This window comes from Nakamurella flavida, assembly GCF_030811475.1.
Lineage (GTDB): Bacteria > Actinomycetota > Actinomycetes > Mycobacteriales > Nakamurellaceae > Nakamurella > Nakamurella flavida.
In genome coordinates this window covers 1,328,683-1,343,626 of record NZ_JAUSQV010000001.1, presented here as the reverse complement: position 1 = coordinate 1,343,626, position 14,944 = coordinate 1,328,683, and the positions used below count along the sequence as shown (strand labels likewise).

Annotated in this window: 15 protein-coding genes; 12 read left to right on the top strand and 3 right to left on the bottom strand. The window is 71.4% G+C overall.

Translation table 11 applies throughout. From position 1 onward, the window contains the following. Window positions 1-154: 154 nt before the first annotated feature. The 5 genes from J2S58_RS05945 (at window position 155) to J2S58_RS05925 (ending at window position 5,497) form a co-directional block, all read left to right on the top strand. Window positions 155-1,138, top strand: coding sequence for a sugar-binding transcriptional regulator (locus tag J2S58_RS05945; RefSeq protein ID WP_240189426.1), 984 nt, complete (start codon window positions 155-157; stop codon window positions 1,136-1,138). 118 nt (window positions 1,139-1,256) lie between these two features. Further along, window positions 1,257-2,408: a 3,4-dihydroxy-2-butanone-4-phosphate synthase gene (ribB, locus tag J2S58_RS05940; protein ID WP_240189411.1), complete on the top strand. Its 1,152-nt coding sequence runs from the start codon at window positions 1,257-1,259 to the stop codon at window positions 2,406-2,408. Window positions 2,409-2,835: 427 nt separating this feature from the next. Beyond that, on the top strand, window positions 2,836-3,345 hold the full coding sequence (locus J2S58_RS05935) for a hypothetical protein (protein WP_205258387.1): 510 nt from the start codon (window positions 2,836-2,838) through the stop codon (window positions 3,343-3,345). Window positions 3,346-3,422: 77 nt separating this feature from the next. Continuing rightward, the gene (locus tag J2S58_RS05930; protein WP_205258388.1) at window positions 3,423-4,757 is read left to right on the top strand and encodes a serine hydrolase domain-containing protein; all 1,335 of its coding nucleotides are present in this window, start codon (window positions 3,423-3,425) and stop codon (window positions 4,755-4,757) included. Window positions 4,758-4,852: 95 nt separating this feature from the next. After that, on the top strand, window positions 4,853-5,497 hold the full coding sequence (locus tag J2S58_RS05925) for a LysE family translocator (protein WP_205258389.1): 645 nt from the start codon (window positions 4,853-4,855) through the stop codon (window positions 5,495-5,497). 43 nt (window positions 5,498-5,540) lie between these two features. Here J2S58_RS05925 and J2S58_RS05920 read toward each other — a convergent pair whose 3' ends face one another. Further along, the gene (locus J2S58_RS05920) at window positions 5,541-6,491 is read right to left on the bottom strand and encodes a helix-turn-helix transcriptional regulator (protein ID WP_205258390.1); all 951 of its coding nucleotides are present in this window, start codon (window positions 6,489-6,491) and stop codon (window positions 5,541-5,543) included. Window positions 6,492-6,601: 110 nt separating this feature from the next. Between J2S58_RS05920 and J2S58_RS05915 the strand changes: the two genes are divergently transcribed. Together J2S58_RS05915 and J2S58_RS05910 are read left to right on the top strand one after the other, a co-directional pair. Then, window positions 6,602-6,958: a VOC family protein gene (locus J2S58_RS05915; RefSeq protein WP_205258391.1), complete on the top strand. Its 357-nt coding sequence runs from the start codon at window positions 6,602-6,604 to the stop codon at window positions 6,956-6,958. A 608-nt stretch (window positions 6,959-7,566) separates the two neighbouring features. Next, entirely contained in the window at window positions 7,567-8,187 is a 621-nt protein-coding gene (locus J2S58_RS05910; RefSeq protein WP_205258392.1) for a hypothetical protein, read from the top strand. A gap of 104 nt (window positions 8,188-8,291) precedes the next feature. Here the strand turns inward: J2S58_RS05910 and J2S58_RS05905 are convergent, their stop codons facing one another. Beyond that, on the bottom strand, window positions 8,292-8,702 hold the full coding sequence (locus tag J2S58_RS05905; RefSeq protein ID WP_205258393.1) for a hypothetical protein: 411 nt from the start codon (window positions 8,700-8,702) through the stop codon (window positions 8,292-8,294). 262 nt (window positions 8,703-8,964) lie between these two features. On the opposite strand from J2S58_RS05905, the gene J2S58_RS05900 reads away from it, so the two are divergent. From J2S58_RS05900 to J2S58_RS05880, 5 genes are all read left to right on the top strand, one after another. Beyond that, window positions 8,965-9,789 (top strand): MerR family transcriptional regulator, encoded by an 825-nt coding sequence (locus J2S58_RS05900; protein ID WP_205258394.1) that lies wholly within the window; start codon window positions 8,965-8,967, stop codon window positions 9,787-9,789. A 72-nt stretch (window positions 9,790-9,861) separates the two neighbouring features. Further along, a complete protein-coding gene (locus J2S58_RS05895) occupies window positions 9,862-10,197 on the top strand; it encodes a nuclear transport factor 2 family protein (RefSeq protein WP_205258395.1) in 336 nt (111 codons plus the stop codon). Window positions 10,198-10,272: 75 nt separating this feature from the next. Then, entirely contained in the window at window positions 10,273-11,043 is a 771-nt protein-coding gene (locus tag J2S58_RS05890) for a potassium channel family protein (RefSeq protein ID WP_205258396.1), read from the top strand. Window positions 11,044-11,176: 133 nt separating this feature from the next. Continuing rightward, complete coding sequence (locus tag J2S58_RS05885) at window positions 11,177-12,106, top strand: transporter substrate-binding domain-containing protein (RefSeq protein WP_205258397.1); 930 nt, start codon at window positions 11,177-11,179, stop codon at window positions 12,104-12,106. Between the two features lie 142 nt (window positions 12,107-12,248). Continuing rightward, window positions 12,249-13,100: a hypothetical protein gene (locus tag J2S58_RS05880; RefSeq protein WP_205258398.1), complete on the top strand. Its 852-nt coding sequence runs from the start codon at window positions 12,249-12,251 to the stop codon at window positions 13,098-13,100. Between the two features lie 9 nt (window positions 13,101-13,109). Here J2S58_RS05880 and J2S58_RS05875 read toward each other — a convergent pair whose 3' ends face one another. Continuing rightward, window positions 13,110-14,939: a hypothetical protein gene (locus J2S58_RS05875; RefSeq protein WP_306826566.1), complete on the bottom strand. Its 1,830-nt coding sequence runs from the start codon at window positions 14,937-14,939 to the stop codon at window positions 13,110-13,112. Window positions 14,940-14,944 lie beyond the last annotated feature (5 nt).

Below are 14,944 nucleotides of genomic sequence, written 5' to 3'. Positions count from 1 at the left end.
GTCCGCATCCTGAATGGTTACGGCCTGTTGAATAGATACCGTAGCGCCGCCACCCGATCGGGGTCAATGGACATCAGGGGTTGAATAGCTATTCGGTATAGTGGCGGGAAGGCGCCGGTGGACGGTGTCGCGACCGGGGGGTGGGCACGTGACGATGGCGGACACCGGAGCGACCCAGGACCCGGCCGCGCAGGGCATCGGGATCGACCAGCTCCGGCTGCTCTGCAAGGTCGCCCGGATGTACCACGAGCGCGGCATCCGGCAGCCCCAGATCGCCGCCCAGCTGAGCCTCTCCCAGCCCCGGGTCTCCCGCCTGCTCCGACAGGCCACCGAGCTCGGCATCGTTCGCACGGTCGTCTCCCTGCCGTCCGGGGTGTACGCCGATCTCGAGGACGAGGTGCAGTCCCGCTACGGGCTGCGCGACTGCATGGTCGTCGACGTCGGCGGAGTGCAGGACGTCGTCCCCGCCCTCGGCGCCGCCGCCGCCGACTACCTGGACGCCACGCTGACCGGGGAACACCGCATCGGCGTCTCGTCCTGGAGCGAGACCCTGCTGTACGCGGTGGATCGCATGCCCCGCAAGAACACCGTCGCGGCCAGCCGCATCGTGCAGATGATCGGCGGCCTGGGCGATCCCGGGGTGCAGGTGCAGGCCACCCGGCTCACCGGGCGACTGGCCCACGTCACCGGCGCGACGCCGGTCTTCCTGGCCGCCCCGGGACTGGTCGGCAGCCGGGCGGTGCGCGACGCGCTGCTCGGCGACCCGTCCATCGTCGACGTGGTCCGGATGTGGGACGAGCTCACGGTCGCCCTGGTCGGCATCGGCAGCCTGGACCCGTCGCCGCTGATGCGCCGGAGCGGCAACGCGATGACCGAGCAGGACCAGCAGGAGCTCCGCGAGCTCGGCGCAGTCGGCGACGTCTGCCTGCGCTACTTCGACATGCAGGGCCGCCCGGTCCGTTCGCCGCTGGACGACCGGCTGGTCGGCATCACCCCGGAGGGGTTCACCGCCATCCCGCGGCGGATCGGCGTGGCCGGCGGGCAACGCAAGGTCACTGCCGTCCGGGCCGCCCTGCTGGGTGGTTGGGTCAACGTGCTGATCACCGATCGCACCGTCGCCGAACAGTTGATCGCATGACCGACCGTCCCCGGACCACCCGGGCCGAACGGTCGCCGTGGTTCGATGCACCGGCGTCGTCCCCCGACCGGCGCCGCACTGCGGGGGCACCGGCCTCCGCGACCGAAGGAGAGAGACGTTGACCAGCCAGCCCCAGGACACCGCCGAGGTCCGGCTCGACACCATCGAGTTCGCCGTGGCCGAGCTCGCGGCCGGGCGGGTGATCATCGTCGTCGACGACGAGAACCGCGAGAACGAGGGCGATTTCATCTTCGCCGCCGAGCAGGTGTCGACCGAGGCGGTGGCCTTCGTCATCCGGTACTCCTCCGGTGTGGTGTGCGTCCCGCTGCCGGGGGAGATCTGCGACCGGCTGGGTCTGCCGCCCATGCACGCCGTCAACGAGGACCGCAAGGGCACCGCATACACCGTGTCGGTGGACGCCACCGATGTCCCGGACACGGGCATCTCCGCCGCCGACCGCGCGTTCACCATCCGGCAGCTGGCCGCGCCGGACGCCACCGTGGCGTCCTTCACCCGCCCCGGGCACGTGTTCCCGCTGCGGGCCCGTGACGGGGGCGTGCTGGTGCGGCCCGGGCACACCGAGGCCGCCGTCGACCTGGCCCGGCTGGCCGGGCTCACCCCGGTCGCCGGCATCGCGGAGGTCGTCAACGACGACGGCAGCATGGCCCGGCTGCCCGATCTGGCCCGCTTCGCTCGGGAGCACGGGTTGGCCCTGGTCAGCATCGCCGATCTCATCGCGCACATCCGGGCCTCCGACGTGCAGGTCCGCCGGCTGGCCTCGGCCCGGTTGCCGCTGCCGCAGGGCCCGTTCCAGGCGGTCGGGTACGCCAGCACCGTCGACGAGCGGGAGTTCGTCGCCCTGGTCACCGGCGAGATCGGTGACGGCGAGGACGTTCTCGTCCGGGTGCACGCCGAGTGCGTCCTGGGCGACGTGTTCCGCTCCGGCCGCTGCACCTGCGGGGACCAGCTCCGGTCGGCCATGACGGCGATCGAGCAGGAGGGCCGTGGGGTGCTGCTGTACATCCGCGGTGCCGCGTCCGACCACACCGATCTGCTCAACCACCTGACCAACCTGGAACGGGCCGACCACGGCCAGGACCACGACGCCCCGCCCACCCAGGACCCCAAGCTCTACGGGCTGGGCGCGCAGGTGCTCGTCGACCTCGGCGTGCGCTCCATGCGCCTGCTCACCAACCGTCCGGTCGCCCGGGTCGGCATCCAGGGGTACGGGCTCACCATCACCGGGACGCAGACGCTCGAGGAGGGGTGACGGGGGACAGGTCCCCTGTCCGCGGTGATCGTCGACCGCGAAATGGGACGCTGGGGGATGACTGTCGCTGACCGGGACGTCCCCGATGCCCAGGCCGCAGTGTCACGACCGGGCCGCACAGCCCGGCTGAGCATTCGCCGGGCTACGGCCGCCGACGCCGACACGACGTGAGCCCACCGCCGCTGGGGGACGTGAGCCGGTGGGGTCTCCCGGGGGTTCCGTCATGGAGAGGACTGGTCGTCCGTCCTCACCGCGGGGTGGCGTGACCAGCGAGTCATCGTGCTGGGCGGCCGAGCTCGAGATCAGCGGGCGCGGCGAGGGGCCGCGTGTGGGGTGCGGTGAAACGACGGAGGTACTGATCTGCCCTGTCCGTCGGATCACGGTGGTACTGGTGCGGAGCCCTGTGTGCGTTCTCTGCACAGAACTCTTGAAGACCCTGGTCGATGCGTACCAGCTCGAGGCCGGCCTTCTCGAAGCGCTGATTGGCTTCGACGACGGCGTCGGCGCGATGCCACCCGCTGAAGTCGAACAGCCAGCCCCCCCGAGCAGCGAGGACGTGAGTCACGGTCCCGTCGTCGACTTTCCGCAGTGCCATGACTTCGTCGACCACACCGGTATGGGTCGCGACGCATCTGTAGGCGAGGATGTGGCAGGCCCCGGCAGCGAAGAACGCTTCATCGGACCGCTCCCAGGAGACCCGCTGGTCCGCTCGCTCGAGCGCAGTACGCCTGTACGTACCCGCTGGCACGACTTCGTGACTCACCGACCCATCATCCTGCGTCCGACAGTCCTCCCCGTCCTCGCCATCGGTTCACCGGACGATCTCTCCGCGGTGCATCGGCATCCGGTCCGTCGAGGACGGCAGCGTCGGGGCGACCCGCCGCCCGGCGGTGAACGCATCGTTCGAGACCGGGAACCGACCTGCTCATCGTCATGATCACCGACAACGGCTTGCTGCCCCGACCCGTCCTGCACCGCGCTGCCCGTCCACTGACGCATCCACCTGGAGTCTCGATGACGATCCCTGCTCTCCGCACCGCCACCGCCGTGCGGCCGGGCCGCAGGCGACTGAGCGCCGCAGCCCTGGTGGCCGTCGTCGGCCTGACGGCCGGGTGCACCGGCGCTGCCGGCACGGGCCGGTCGGGTACCGGAGCCATGGCTGCCGGGTCCTCGACACCCCCGGCGTCCAGCGCGGCGACCGCAGCAGCCATGACGAGCTCGGCCGGGACATCAGCCACGACGGCGACCTCCGGTGGATCGGCCTCGACGTCGGTGTTCCCGGTCGACCTGGCCGCCGCTGTGGACGCCGCCGCACAGAAGGCGATCAGCGAATCCCGGGCACCCGGAGTCATCGTGCGCGTCAGCGACGATCGAGGGGTCTTCGAGAAGGCGTACGGCACGGCTGATCCCGCGACGGGAACGCCCGCTACGGTCACCGACTACTTCCGCATCGGCAGCAACACCAAGACCATGGTCGTCACCACGATGCTGCTCCTGGTCGACCAGGGTCGGATCAACCTGGACGCGCCCATCGGCGATCTGCTGCCGGACCTGCCGGAGCAGTGGCGATCGGTCACCGCCCGTCAATTGGCCGAGATGCGCAGCGGTATCCCCGCCTACACCGGCACCCAGGCCTTCCTGACCGATTTCGAGGCCGACCACCAGCGGGCGTTCACCGTCGAGGAACTCCTGGCCTACGTCGCCGACGCGGACCTGAGTTTCGCCCCGGGCACCGACTTCGCCTACTCGAACACCAACCTGCTCCTGGTCGGCATGCTGGTGGAGAGGGCCTCCGGACGCACTGTCGCCGACAACCTGCAGGACCTGTTCGACAAGGCCGGCCTCACGCACACCTCATACCCCCTGGAGGGAGGCGGCTTCCCCGAACCGCACCTGCACGGCTTCAGCTCCCTCACCGCGGACGGGTCCAGACAGGACACCTCCGACTGGTCGCTGTCCTGGGGGCGCTCGGCCGGCGCGGCGGTCTCCACCGCGGAGGACCTGGCCACCTGGGTCAGGATCCTGGCCGACGGGTCGCTGCTGAGCCCGGACCTGCAGCGGCAACGCCTCGCCGTCGTCCCCATCCCCGGTAACCCCGACGACGACGGCTACGGAATGGGCATCGTCGACGCCGGCGGCTGGATCGGCCACAGTGGCGACACCGCCGGTTACTCCTCCCAGATGTACACCCGGGCGGACGGCGCGACCCTCATCGTGCTGGCGGCCACCGACGACGCCCCGCAGCCGGGTGCCGACGGTCGGGTGCTCACGGCCAGTGCGGCCATCGCCGAGGCCGTCTCGGCGGTGCTGACCCCCCAGACGCCGTTCCACATCCCCGAGGTCGGCTGACCGCGTCAGGCGACCGCCGGCTTCGGACCCGTCGCGAACGGCTGCACGGGTGGGCGGGCTGGGTCGGCGGCCGCGTCGTTCGTAGGGTGAGCCGCATGCCGCACCTCCTCCTCCCGTTCATCCTGGTCGTGGTGGTGCTGACGTTGACGCCGGGCCCGGACATGGTGCTGGTGCTGCGCAACGGGAGTCGCGGTGGGTCTCGGGCTGCGTGGTGGACCGGGTTGGGATGCTGCGCAGGTATCGCGGTGTACGCAGCAGCGTCCGCCCTCGGGTTGGCGGCGGTGCTGGCGGCGTCGGCGACCGCGTTCCTGGTGATCAAGCTGCTCGGGGCGGTCTACCTCGTCCACCTGGGTGTGAGGGCGTTGTGGCACTCCCGCCGCGCATCGTCCGCGGCTGCTGCTGCTGCTACGGCTACGTCGCCGCAGGCAGCAGTGGTCCGGCGCTGGTCGGCTTTCCGACAGGGGCTGGTCAGCAACCTGCTCAACCCGAAGATCGCGTTGATCTTCCTGACGCTCATCCCTCAGTTCGTCTCTCCGGGCGAGCCCGCGCTCCTGACGACCGGCATCCTCGCCGCGACCTTCCTGGCCCTGGCGGTGCTGTGGTGGCGAGTGTTCTCCCTGGCGATTGGCGGCCTGGGTCGGGTACTGGCCCGGGAGCGGGTCCGCACCGCGGTCGAGCGGGTGAGCGGTGTCGTGCTGATCGGTCTGGGCGTTCGCGTGGCCCTCACGGCCAACCGCTGACCCGGCTCCTGCAGGTCCCGGGGGAGGACCGTCCGGTGAGCACTCAGCGGTACCGGGCCGCGAGCTCACGGCACGCCTCCCGCAACGCCGCCGGCTCGGCATCACGGACCACGGCGTCGAACGAGCCCAGCAGCGACGCGATGCCGTTCCACGACCAGGCGCCCATGGTCACCCGGCTGCTCGTCGGTCCGAGCGGCTGCACCCTGGTGCCGCCCGGCGCGAACCGGGCGATCAGCTCAGCAGGCTGGTCGACCACGGCCGACCCCTGGCAGGGCCAGTGGTCCAGGTTGTCGCCACGATCGAACAAGGTGGTGAAGTAGGCGGCGACGTCGCCGCCGGGGATCATCCGGCGATCGAACCTCGGACCATTGGGCGTTCGCAGGGTGAGCAGGTCCAGCCGCAGGGCCTGCCATCGGCGACCGGTCGGGTTCCAGCCGAGCAGACACCAGCGACCCGCCCACGACACGAGGTGGTGCGGTTCCACTGTCGACGCGGGACTAGCTGCGGCGCTACCGATGGTGTACCGCAGCGTCTCGGTCCGATGGATCGCGGTCGAGACGTCCCGCAGCACGACAGCGTCCACCGGTGGCGGGGCGAGGTCCCAGAGGTTGACCACCGAGGTGATGGTCAGGCCGGCCACCTGCTGGCCCAGCCGCGGCGGAAGCACCTGGAGGAGAGTCTCCAGGGCGCGTGCGGCTGCGGCGTCCAACCCGATGATGGACCGGGGTGCGGCCTGCAGCGCGACGGCCACGGCGATCGCCTGCTCCTCGTCGAACACCAGCGGCGGCAGTCTGGGCCCGGGGCCCAGCCGGTAACGGCCGCCCGGTCCGCGGCTGACATCGACCGCGTACCCCAGGTTCCGTAGAGCGTCGACATCACGGCGCACCGTCCGATCCGATACCCGGAGCGCCTCGGCGAGCGCGGGTCCGGTCCAGGCGTCGCCCGACTGCAGCAGCGACAGCAGCCTCAGCAGTCGGGCGGAAGTGGTGGCCACCCGACCATCATCCTCGAACCCTTTCCCTGGAGCGAACATTTGGTGTCCGCTCCGGATGGGACGGTCGCGGAAAGGCGGCGCTGTGCCCCTGACCGAGGAGAGGACCTTCCATGACCGATCGTTCCGGATCCCAGATCGACCACCTGAACGTCGCGGTTCCCGACCTGGACGCCGCCGTCGCGTTCTACGAACCCGTCCTGGCCACGTTGGGCATCGTCCGCATCCTCACGATCCCCGCGTTTCCCGGCCAATACGCGATGGTGGGATTCGGATGGGCCGAGGTGAAACCGTTCTTCTGGCTGCTGGAGAAGGGCGTGGTCGGCACCGGATGCACCTGGCCTTCACGGCCCGCGACCGCGGCGAGGTGGACGCATTCCACCGGGCTGCACTGGCGGCGGGCGCGGTCGAAGAATTCCCTCCCGCCATCCACTCCGAGTACCACGCCGATTATTACGGCGGCTTCGTGACCGACCCGCTGGGCATCAGTCTGGAGGCCGCCTGTCACGCCGCGGCTTGATCGTGCGCTGGGTCGTTGACGGGGACAGCGGCACACACTGCGCCCGTGGCCCCCCGACCCAGGGGGATTGCCAACGCCGCAACGTCGGACAGGAGTGGGTTGTCGCGAGGCGTGCAGCGCACGCGGCGGGCCGGTCTGGCCCCGCACCCGGTTGGTCCGCAGAGGTGGGTGAGCGAGAGACGGCCCCGGCAACCCCATGAGCCGGAGGCGCCCGGGAGTGAAAACCGGGCGAATGCCGCTGATCCAGGCCTCGGTCGGCGGTCTGCGAGCCACGGCGGCGACCGACAGGTGATGGCAACGGCGACGAAGGCGAGCTCGGCCTTCCGGTGGTCCAGCACGATCGCGGACAAAGCATGACCACTGCGCCGCCGCCCACGACTCCGAGATTCCACCGAGCGTAGGAATGGCAGTTCGTTTGAGTTGCGCATGCGTCCCATCAATGCAGAACCCACCCAGGTGCGGCGTGCCAGCACAAACGAGCCGAGATGGTCTCGCAGGTTCATCTCGCGGCTGGCGGTCGGCGGATCACGGCAATCAATGGCCAGTAGCTTGCTGATCATGACCACCGAACCGCCGCATCCGGGGGAGCGTCCCCACCAGGATTCCTGGACTGCGGGGTCGGCACGGGGCCAGCACGGGGTACAGGGCTGGGGCCTCCCGGTCCCTCCCAGCCCCGCCCGCCCCCGGGTGGTCACCGCTGCGCTGGTGTGCTGGGTGCTCACCGCAATCTCCACGATCGTCTACCTGATCGTCACGTTGAACTCACGGTTCTGGCAGCGGGTCCTCGACCAGGCCGCCGGCGATGGCGCGGCGAACGGCATCTCGGCGTCCCAGGTGTCCGACACGGTCTCTCTGGTGAAGGCAGGCGCCATCGCGGTGGCCGCGATCTCGGTAGCCCTGTACCTGTACTTCGCCGTGATGATGCACGTCGGACGGAACTGGGCGCGGACCGTGCTGGCCGTCCTGGCCGCCCTCACCGTTCTGACCTGGCTGACCTCGGGTGGAGTCTCCACCAACGTCACCGTCAACAACCGCGTCTTTCACACGGCCGCGGCGTCGCCCTGGATCACCGGGGTGTTCGCCGTCGTCGGGCTGGTACTGATGTATCTGCCTGCATCCAACGCCTACTTCAGCGCGGCTCGGCGCCGGAAGGCATGGATGGTGTCCCAGGGGCGGTAAGACCCACCGGAGGCCTGGGCCCAGCCCTGTCTGCTCGATGACGCGCCAATTGGCTTCTGCGTGACGCATGGGCGTAGGCAACTCGTGTCGTCATCGCGCCACGATCACTTGCCCAGTGGTCGGGAGGTCTTGATGCCCCACTCGTACTTGCCCGGCGGTAGGTCGGGTAGGAGGTCGCGGGGATCGCGGACGGGGTCGACGGTGATGACGCCGCCGATCAGACGGATGACCGACCCGGAGATGACGTGGGTGGCCAGTTCCTCCTCGAGATGAAAGGCGAACTGGACGAAGGCTCGCCGGAGCGGGTCCTGGATGTGGGGGAAGAGAGTGCCGGCGGTCGGGTGATCGAGATGCCGGACGAGTTGGACCAGGTCGAAGTCCAGCCGGGCGGGCGGGTCGAAGATGCGATCTGCGAATGAGCTGATGAGGCCGTAACGGCCGCCGGGCTGCCACTGCACCACTGGTGAACCGCCCAGCTCACCGATCAGGGCATCGATGAGCTGGTCTTCCCGCATGGGTTCCGGTGCGGGTTCCGGGCGGGTCCGTCGCCAGCTCATGTCGCCCCGGGGCCGTCGGGTGTGGACCGGGCGACGCCGCGGAGGCCGTCGTCCACCGTGTCGTCCATGACTCGGACCGTACCCATAGAGCGGGTATCCCCGTCCGGCGTCTTCAGGTGCCGAACCCCGACGGCGGGCGGGATTCCGGGGACCGGGCTGGCGGAAGCAGGTGATCGGGCGGGAACCGGTGATGCGATGCGGGTCGCGCGAGAATGTCCCGGTGGCCCCCCGGATGACGATCGGCGAGTTCTCGCGGGCCACCCGGCTCAGCGCCAAGGCCCTGCGCCTCTACCACCGGGCGGGCCTGCTCGTGCCGGCCTCGGTGGATCCGGTCACGTCCTACCGGTACTACGACGTCGCCCAGATCGCCGACGCGCAGGTGGTCCGTCATCTCCGGTCTCTGTCGGTCCCGGTCGAGACCATCGCCCGCATCCTGGACGCGCCGGACGTGTCGACCCGGAACGACCTGCTCGCCGCCCATCTCGTCCGGTTGGAGGACGAGCTCGACCGGGCCAGGACGGCGGTCGACTCCCTGCGCGGCCTGCTCACTCCGGTATCCCCCCGGCTCGCCGTCAGCCACCGCAGCGTCCCGGCCACTCCGGCTCTGGTGATCCGCGAGACCATCGGTCTCCTTGATCTCGGCGAGTGGTTCACCGGCGCCCTGGCCGAGCTCGGCCGGGTGGCATCGGCGGGACAGCGCACGACCGGTCCGCCGGGAGGCCTGTGGGCCGACGCACTCTTCCTCCACGAACGCGGCGAGGCCGCGGTGTTCCTCCCGGTGGCCCCGACGGACGAGGGGGAGTCCATCCAGGGCCGGGTGCGCCGCGAGATCCTGCCCGCCGCCGATCTCGTCGTCGCGGTCCACCGCGGGCCCGACTCGACGATGGCCGACACCTACGCCGCCCTGGGTGCCCACGTGGCCCGGCACGAGATCGCCGCCGCCGGACCGATCCGGGAGACCTACCTCCAGCAGGCCGGGGCCGGGTCGGCCGATGTCGTCACCGAGATCGGCTGGCCCGTCCTCCCGGCGGCGAGTCGGCCTTGACCTTGCCCCGAGGGGAAGGTCGACGCTGGGCGCCGCCGCCCCGTCCGAGGGGCGCCCGGCAGAGAGGCCCACATGACCGCATCCGTGCTGCCCCCGTCCGTGACCGCCTACTTCGAGCGGGCCGACGCCCCCGATCCGTCGTCGGTCGCCGATCTGTTCACCGCCGATGCCGTGGTCCTCGACGACGGCCACACCTACCGAGGCCGAGCCGAGATCCTCGGGTGGTTGACCGGCCCGGCCAGCGCGTTCACCACCACCTCCACCTGGCTGAGCGCCGAGTCGACCGCCGCGTCGGCCGTGGTCCGCATCCTGCTGGAGGGCGATTTCCCCGGTGGGCGGGTCGAGCTGACCTACCGGTTCGCCGTCGCGCCGGACGGCCCCATCGCGGACCTGAGCATCACCGTCTGAGCGTTCTGCGCTCGGTCCCCCGACCCGAGACCGGGGACCACGTGCACCTTCCGCCCGCGCTGCGACAATCCGGACATGACCCCATCGGAGCGGTGGCAGCAGCGGACGGAATGGCCCCTGATCGGGATCGCCCTCGCGTTCCTGGTCGCCTACGCGGTGCCCATCGTCCAGCCGAGCGTGTCCGCCCGGGTGGTGCACCTCTGTGACGTGGTGGTGGTGGTCAGTTGGCTCCTGTTCGCCGCCGACTACCTGATCAGGCTGGTCCTCGCCGAACGCAAGTGGCGGTTCGTGCGGTCGAACATCGTCGATCTCGCGGTGATCGCCCTGCCCCTGCTGCGACCGCTGCGGCTGCTGCGGTTGATCGCACTGCTGTCGGTGATCAACCGGTCCGCGGCCAACAATCTGCGCGGCCGCGTCGTCGTGTACGTCACCGGTGGTGCGCTCCTCATGCTGCTGTGCGCCAGGCTCGCGGTCACCGCCGAGGAACGCAACGTCCCCGACGCGAACATCCTCGACTTCGGTGACGGCATCTGGTGGGCCATCACCACCATGACCACCGTCGGATACGGCGACCACTACCCGGTCACCACGACGGGGCGGTTCGTGGCCGCGGCGCTGATGGTGGGCGGGATCGCCCTGCTCGGCGTCATCACCGCCACCTTGGCGTCCTGGATGGTCGAACGGGTCCGGGAGGGCAACGACGCCGACCAGGCCGCGACCCGATCCCAGATCGACCAGCTCACCGCCCGTATCGAGGATCTGCACCGGGAACTGCGGGAGCAGCGGCCGGCCCCGGTGGGTGTCGAAGCTGACGTCGCCGCTGGGCCCGGACATGCCCCGCGGTGACCGGGTGACGGAACGACACGGAGTCCGTGCCCGATCGCACCCGGCCCGGGTCGACGGCCGCCGTTAGGCTGCGCGGACCGGATCTGACCGCTCGCCGGGCGGCCGGGAACCGGTCGGCACCCCGGGAGGCCGCATGACCCGTCAGTCGTCCCGCTCGGCGGCACCGTTCGTCGCAGCTCTTCTCGGTGCGGTGCTCCTGGTCGGATGTGCCCGGCCGGCAGCACCGGCGACGGCGACGAGTGCGTCCGACCCGTCCGTGACCACCGCGTCCGCGTCCGCGAGCTCGCCGGGCGCGGCTGCCACCCCGCAGGGTGCACCCGCCGCTCCGCTGGCGGACTGCACCGCCGGCGCCCTGCCCACCCGCACCGCCGGCGTCCTCACCGTCGCCACCGGACCCGCCCCGGCCGCACCCTGGGTGGTCGGTGATCCGGCCGACGGGCAGGGACTGGAAGCGGCCGTGGCCGCGGCCGTCGCCCGGGGGCTGGGGTACACCGACGCGCAGGTCCGCTGGGTGACGACCGACCGGTCCGCGGCCACGGCCGGCGGCACCGAGGCCTTCGACCTCGACCTGGACCGCTTCTCGGCCGCCGAACTGGCCGCGGCCCCGGTCGACGTGAGCAGCGGGTACTTCGCCGACGCGGACGCCGTGCTCGTCCCGACCGCCGCGACGACACCCGCCGAGGTGGCCGCCCTGGTCCCGCTGCGCCTGCTCGAGGTGGCCGCGGCGGACGGGTCCACCGTCGCCGTGCGCGACGACGGAGCGGTGGTCACCGCGGCCACCGTCGCGGACGTCACGGCCGCAACGGCTGCGCTGCGCGACGGTTCGGCCGACGGAGTCGTCCTCCCGCTCACCGATGCCCTGGCCGTCGCCGCTGCCGACCCGGCCGTGCGGGTGCTCGGGACGCTGGCGTCGTCGTCGTCGCAGCCCGATCAGTTGGTCGCCCTGTTGGCCCCCGGCTCCGCGCTCACGCCCTGCGTGTCGGCGGTGCTCGACCGGCTCCGGGTGGAAGGTGAGGTGGACCGATTGGCCGAGACCTGGGTTCCTGTGACCGTTCTCGACTGAACAACGGATCGGGTGGGAACGTCGACCCGATGCCGAGCATCTCAGGCCCCACGCCCGACGTCCAGGACCGCACCCCACGGGGAAGGCGACATCCATGATCCGCACGGCCGCCCACCGCGCCGGTTCCGGAGCACGTCGAGGCGTGGGTCTCGTTCTTCTGGTCCTCCTCCTGGCTTCGTGCGGAGCCCCCGTCTCGTCGACCGGTGGCGAGCAGGTCGACTCCGCTGCTGACTCACCGGCACGGGCATGGAACGAGGCGTTGGCCGGCCGGCCTGGCCCGCCGCTGCTCGTCATCGGCGAGCTGACCCGGCAGGTCGGCGACTGGCCGAACACCGAAGCCGCCGTGGATCTGAAGGAAGCGCTGGCTTCCGGACGTCTGATCTTCACCGCGGCGCCGGACGACGGATCGCCCAGTTCCCAGGAGATCCGGCTCGGCGGCTTGGCCCGGAGGGTGCAGCTGCAGTCGGCCCGGGCGGCTGTCGACGCCATGATCGCCGGCGGCACCGGATCCTGCCCGGAATGCCCGCCGCTCCGGTTGACCGCACCCGCTCCGACGACCCTCCAGGTGTCCACCCTGGTCGGCTCGTCGGTGCTCCCGGCATGGGACTTCCCGGTCGCCGGCACCGACGTGCACCTGATCCGCGTGGCCGTCGACCCCGGTGAGTACCTGACGGTGGAGGGACTCGAGTACGGGCCGGTGGGCGGCGACACCACAGCTGAGCTGCTCTCCCCACGCAGACTCCGGGTCACCTTCACCGGTTCGCAGCCGGCCACCGTCGGGCCCTGCGGTCGGGACTACGCCGGCGGAGCGGAGGAGGACGGCAGGGTCTTCGTCGTGCGGATCGCCGCTCTGCCCAACCCGGCGCCCGCCCCGGCCGACCTGGCCTGCGGACTCGTTGCAGCCATGCGGACCGTGGAGATCGAGTTGACCGAGCCGCTGGGGGACCGGGTGATCATCACCGAGGGCGTGGGCTTCGCCGTTCCCCGGGTGTGACCCGCCTGATCACGGGACGCTGACGTCCCGGCAGCCCAGCAGCACGCTCGGCTGCCCGCCGGGTACCGCGAACGCGCAGACGGTGTGTTGGCCACGCCCGCGGACCGGGATGCGCTCGAAGTAGCCGTGGGAGACGCCGACGCCGGGGAATGCCGCCGCGACGTCCGGTCGCGGGGTGCCGGTGCCGAACGATCCGTAGCCGACGGTGCCGGACGGGCCGGTGTCGTAGACGTGGACGGGCACCCGTCCGCCCGGGTCGCGTCCGTTGACCGCCCAGCCGTACACCGTGATGGAGCCCCCGGCCACCCGCACGTCGTCCAGTGCGCCGAACGCGCCGGGGACGGTGATCGTCCGGCAGCCCAGGAGCGGGTTGCCGTCGCCCCCGCCGGTGGTGATGGCGTAGGCGCAGACGGTGTGCGGGCCCGGTTCGTTCGCCGGCACGGCCGCGTTGTAGCCGTGGGCGTCGCCCGCACCGAACCCGGCCAGATCCGGCCGGCTGCTCGACGCCAGGAAGCCCGCATAGCCGCGGGTTCCGCCCGGCCCGGAGTCGTACACGTGCACCTGGGTCGGGGAGCCCGGGTTGTTCGGGTCGATGGCCCACCCGCCGGCGACGATCTCGTCACCCCGCAGGCCCACGGCGTCCAGACTGCCGAAGGCATCTCGCACATCCACCGTCCGACAGCCCAGCAGGGTGTTGGCCGCGCTCCCGATCGCGAAGGCGCACACCTGGTTCGGGCCCGCGCCCTGGGTGCGGACGGTGCCGTCGAACCCGGTGGCGCCGCCGGCCCCGGGGATCACCGCGGCCACGTCCGGGCGCGACCCGCCGGTGGACAGGGCGGTGCCGGCGGTGCCGGCCGGACCGGTGACGTAGACGTGCACGGGCAGGACGGCACCGGGTTCCTCGGGGTCGGCGGCCCATCCGGCGACCCGGAGCTGCCCGACGCCCACCGAGCCGGCCAGGTCGAACGAACCGACGGGGGACTGCACCACGGTGGCGGCCTGCAGTCGGCGGGCGGTGTCGGTCGCCGTCGACCGCATCGGGTCGGGGTAGCCGGTGCTCAGCTGGAGGACGGCGACGAAGAAGCGGTCGGTGTAGCCCACCGAGTGCACCGCACAGGACGGGGCGGTGAAGAAGCTGTCGCACCCCCAGCCCTGCTTGGACCCGTGCTCGCCGGACAGGGCGTTGAGACCGAAGAACTGGTCGAACCCGGCGTCCGATCCTGACCCGGTGCGGGCGGTCTGGGCCATGGTGGACAGCAGCCACGGGCCTACCTGCGGGTCACCCGCCGCCCGGGACAGGAAGGTCGTCATGTCCGCGGCGGTGATCCGGGCCGCGCCCCAATGACCGACCCGGTCGGTGGCGTTGGTGGTGGCGGACAGGCCGTACCGGCCCGCGATGGTCGGGATGGCCGACGCGGTGAACAGCGAGCTGGCGGTGTCGTCGTCGGAGAAGCGCAGCATGAAGCTGAGCCGGTCCTTCACCGACTGGGGAGTGGCGTCCGCCCCGCCGTAGAGGGTCAGGTAGTAGGCGGCCAGCATCAACTTCATGATCGACTCGGAGGCGACCTGGGCGCCGGCGTTCGGTGTCTGCGCCACGACCTGGCCGGTCGCCCGGTCGACGACGCTGACGAACGAGGTCACCCCGCGGGCGCCGGCCGCCGAGACGGCGGCGGCCAGCGCGTCCCCCGGGGTCTCCGCGCCGGCCGGGGGTGCGGGGGTGACGACCAACCCGGCGAGGACGAGCGCACCGGACACGACGAGGGACCGCAGTCGGCCGGTGCGGGCGTGACGACGCCCGATGTGTCCTCGGTCCATCGCGATCGCCGATGTCATGCGCACCCCCG

Coding starts and splice junctions, on each gene's coding strand:
- J2S58_RS05945 (WP_240189426.1), top strand. CDS start 155: ATGGCGGACACCGGAGCGACCCAGGACCCGGCCGCGCAGGGCATCGGG.
- J2S58_RS05895 (WP_205258395.1), top strand. CDS start 9,862: ATGACCGCATCCGTGCTGCCCCCGTCCGTGACCGCCTACTTCGAGCGG.
- J2S58_RS05885 (WP_205258397.1), top strand. CDS start 11,177: ATGACCCGTCAGTCGTCCCGCTCGGCGGCACCGTTCGTCGCAGCTCTT.
- J2S58_RS05890 (WP_205258396.1), top strand. CDS start 10,273: ATGACCCCATCGGAGCGGTGGCAGCAGCGGACGGAATGGCCCCTGATC.
- J2S58_RS05930 (WP_205258388.1), top strand. CDS start 3,423: ATGACGATCCCTGCTCTCCGCACCGCCACCGCCGTGCGGCCGGGCCGC.
- J2S58_RS05915 (WP_205258391.1), top strand. CDS start 6,602: ATGACCGATCGTTCCGGATCCCAGATCGACCACCTGAACGTCGCGGTT.
- J2S58_RS05925 (WP_205258389.1), top strand. CDS start 4,853: ATGCCGCACCTCCTCCTCCCGTTCATCCTGGTCGTGGTGGTGCTGACG.
- J2S58_RS05910 (WP_205258392.1), top strand. CDS start 7,567: ATGACCACCGAACCGCCGCATCCGGGGGAGCGTCCCCACCAGGATTCC.
- J2S58_RS05905 (WP_205258393.1), bottom strand. CDS start 8,702: ATGCGGGAAGACCAGCTCATCGATGCCCTGATCGGTGAGCTGGGCGGT.